We start from the raw sequence: 2,949 nt of genomic DNA, 5'->3' as shown, positions 1-2,949 counted from the left end.
GAGGGGGTCGTCTCACATAGATCGCCAACCTCATCTGGCCTCGCAGAGGACGCCGGCGCTTCACGCGCTGCGACCCCCTCTGTCGCCTTCGGCGACATCTCCCCCGCAAGGGGGGAGATTGGCAGCTCGCGCGCCCCGCGCTCAAACCTTGAACCCACTCATCAGCGCCTTTGATATCACCGCGCAGCGCCCCGGCTGCACGTCGCCCGCCTGCAGCGGCACGCCCTTGCCGGCCGGCACGGCCGGCTCGTACCAGGCGCGCAGCGCCTGGTCGCTGGCGCAATAGCCCCAGTTCACCAGATCGACGGTCTCCTTGGCTCCAAGGAAGTGCAGCGAGGTGCCGATATCGGCGGGCGCGATTGCCGCGGTCTGCACGAAGGTCGGCTCGACCACGTCCGGCTTGCTGGCGATCGACCAGTAGACGCCACGCGTGGCGGCATAGTCGGGCCGCGTGGCGTCATCGGGCAAGCCCTGATCGTCGGCGTCCTTGGCCGCCTGGAAACGCGCGACAAGATCGCGCCGCCGCAGCGACCGCACCTGGTTGTCGGTGGTGTCGAGCACCCGCGTCAATTGCGAGATCCAGTTCCAGTAGCCGGAGCCCGACGCCTGCCAGGGCGCGCCGGCATCGCTGACCAGCAGCCAGCGGCAGCGCTTCAGCGCCGGCTCGATGCCGTGATTGTCATAGACCCCGCCATCGGTGAGCACGGCGCGGCCGGCCGGGACCGGCGGGCCGACGCTCGCGTCGAGCTTGTCGTTCTCCCACTCGAATTGCGTGAGGTCGAGCCTGAGCGGCGACAGGAACGGCGGGAAGGCGGACGACGCCGCGACCGCGGTCGCGACCGGCAGGTCCGCATGCTTGGCCATGCCGATCCGGTAATCGGCAATGTAGCGGTTCGACATGCGAAACAGCGAGCCGGTGCTGAGGTTGCTCGAGCAGAACACGAACCAGGGACGTCCGCTCAGGCCCTTAAGCATCGGTCTCGAGCCATCGAACAGATGGCGCTCGTGGCAGGCGGCGACTTCGCGCGCGGCGCTCGAAAACGGATTGAGGATGCCCATGAGGATCGAGGGTGCGTCGAGGAAGACTTGCGAGAAGGCGAGTATTTTTTCCAGGTAAAGCGCGCGGAAGTTGGTTGCGACGCCGTTGGCGAAGGTCAGGCGCGGCCAGAGAACGGCCAGCAGCCCGGCGGCGATCGAGCCGCCCGAGACCGAGCTCACCATGTCGATTTTCTGAAGCAGGCCTGCCTCGTTCAGCCGGCAAAGCACGCCGGCATGGAATAGCATGGCGCGGTAGCCGCCGCCCGACAGGCAGAGGCCGAGATCGTAATGCTCGACCTTGTCTTCATCCGCATCCGGTGATGATCCGGCCGGAATCGGCTCCATCGCGGCCCCCCTCTGCCTGTCCATCCGGCGCATTCGAGCTCGGCTTTGCTCAATCCAGCCCAGCGCAGCCATTCTGGCAAGCGGTGGAAACGCGTAACTTCACAGATTGGAAATCGAGCCGCATGCCGGCCGGGACATGCTGTCGCGGCCGGCGTAGGACCGTTGCGATCGGTACTACTGATTGATCTCGGGCTCGACGAGCCTCGCCAGGTTCTTGAGCGACTCCTGCCAGCCGAGATAGCAGGCTTCGGCCGGAATGGCGTCCGGAATGCCCGCCTGAGTGATCTCCATCTCCGTGCCGACCGAGACTTTGTTCAACGTCACGGTCACCTGCATCTCGCCCGGCAGGTTGGGATCGTCGAACTTGTCCGTGTAGCGCACGAGCTCGCCCGGGACGAGCTCGACATAGTCGCCGCCGAAGGCGTGGCTCTCGCCCGTGGTGAAGTTGCGGAAGGACATTTTGAACTTGCCGCCGACCTTTGCCTCGAAGTGATGGACGCTGCAGGTGAAGCCGTTGGGCGGAAGCCACTTCGCCAGCGCGTCCGCCTCGATGAAGGCGCGGTAGACTTTCTCGGGCTTGGTAGCCAGGACGCGATGCAGGCGGATGGTGCTGGGCATATCGTTTCTCCTGTTGATTGCCGGTCTATGCTCCTATGACGAACGGGGCCTGGCCAGCCCGACATCGACGGAGAAGTTTTTTTGGACGCGTTTGCGGACTTCACGTCTCCTTCTCCGCCAATTCGCGTAAAGATGGGCGGCAACATCGCCATCGATGAGGGCCTGCATGGTGGAGCTTCATGACGGCCGCGCCCGGCTGGTTCTAGCGCCGGAAAGGGGCGCGGCCATCGCGCGCTACGACGCGCTGGTGATCGGCGGCGCGCTGGTTCCGCTGCTGAAGCCGGGAGACGGCACCGGCACGTCCGGCTGTCAGCTGCTGGTGCCGTGGTCGAACCGCATCTCCGGCGGCGGCTTCACCTTCGACGGCCGCTTCCATGCCGTCGAGCCGAACGTTCCGGGCGAAGCCTTTCCGATCCATGGCGACGGTTTCCAGAAACCGTGGCGGCTTGCTCGGCATACGGCAATCGAGGCCGAACTGGTGCTCGACGATGGCGCGATCGGGCCTTACCGTTATGCGGCGTCGATCACCTACGCGCTGCGCGACGGCACGTTGGACGCGCGGCTGACGGTGGAGAACCGCGCCGGCATTCGCCTGCCTTACGGCCTCGGTTTCCATCCCTGGTTCCCGCGCGGCGACACAACCCTGCTGAAAGCAAGGGCAAAGCGCGTCTGGCTGGAGGACGAGCGCCATTTGCCTGTCGGCGTCGTGCCGGTGAGCGAGCGTCCGGGCTGGGATTTCGACCGTCCCATCCCGCTGCCGCTGGAGTGGGTGAACAACGCCTTCGACGGATGGGACCGTCGCGCCTCGATCGTGCAGATGGAGGAGGGGATCAAGATTTCGCTTACCGCCTCGCCGGAGCTTGCCGTTTACATCCTCTATTCGCCGTCACCCGATGCCGGCTTCTTCTGCTTCGAGCCGGTGTCGCACACCGTCGATGCGCATCACGG

At 65.6% G+C, this 2,949-nt stretch carries 3 protein-coding genes; 1 reads left to right on the top strand and 2 read right to left on the bottom strand.

Annotation, left to right across the window (positions count from 1 at the left end; translation table 11 throughout):
* Nucleotides 1–141: 141 nt before the first annotated feature.
* Nucleotides 142–1,383, bottom strand: a complete 1,242-nt coding sequence (locus EOA29_RS31265; RefSeq protein WP_126094653.1) for a patatin-like phospholipase family protein — start codon at nt 1,381–1,383, stop codon at nt 142–144.
* Nucleotides 1,384–1,557: 174 nt separating this feature from the next.
* Nucleotides 1,558–2,001, bottom strand: coding sequence for an SRPBCC family protein (locus tag EOA29_RS31260; protein WP_126094652.1), 444 nt, complete (start codon nt 1,999–2,001; stop codon nt 1,558–1,560).
* Nucleotides 2,002–2,167: 166 nt separating this feature from the next.
* Here EOA29_RS31260 and EOA29_RS31255 point away from each other — a divergent pair.
* Nucleotides 2,168–2,949, top strand: a 782-nt coding sequence (locus EOA29_RS31255; RefSeq protein WP_245468600.1) for an aldose 1-epimerase, incomplete at its 3' end; no start/stop codon positions are given.

The sequence above is a fragment of the Mesorhizobium sp. M1E.F.Ca.ET.063.01.1.1 genome, from assembly GCF_003998155.1.
In the GTDB taxonomy this organism is placed as follows: Bacteria; Pseudomonadota; Alphaproteobacteria; order Rhizobiales; family Rhizobiaceae; genus Mesorhizobium.
This window is presented reverse-complemented; position numbering and strand designations above follow the sequence as displayed.

Bases quoted from the DNA above. Each gene is read 5' to 3' on its own strand.
- EOA29_RS31260 (WP_126094652.1), bottom strand. From the start codon at position 2,001: ATGCCCAGCACCATCCGCCTGCATCGCGTCCTGGCTACCAAGCCCGAG.
- EOA29_RS31265 (WP_126094653.1), bottom strand. From the start codon at position 1,383: ATGGAGCCGATTCCGGCCGGATCATCACCGGATGCGGATGAAGACAAG.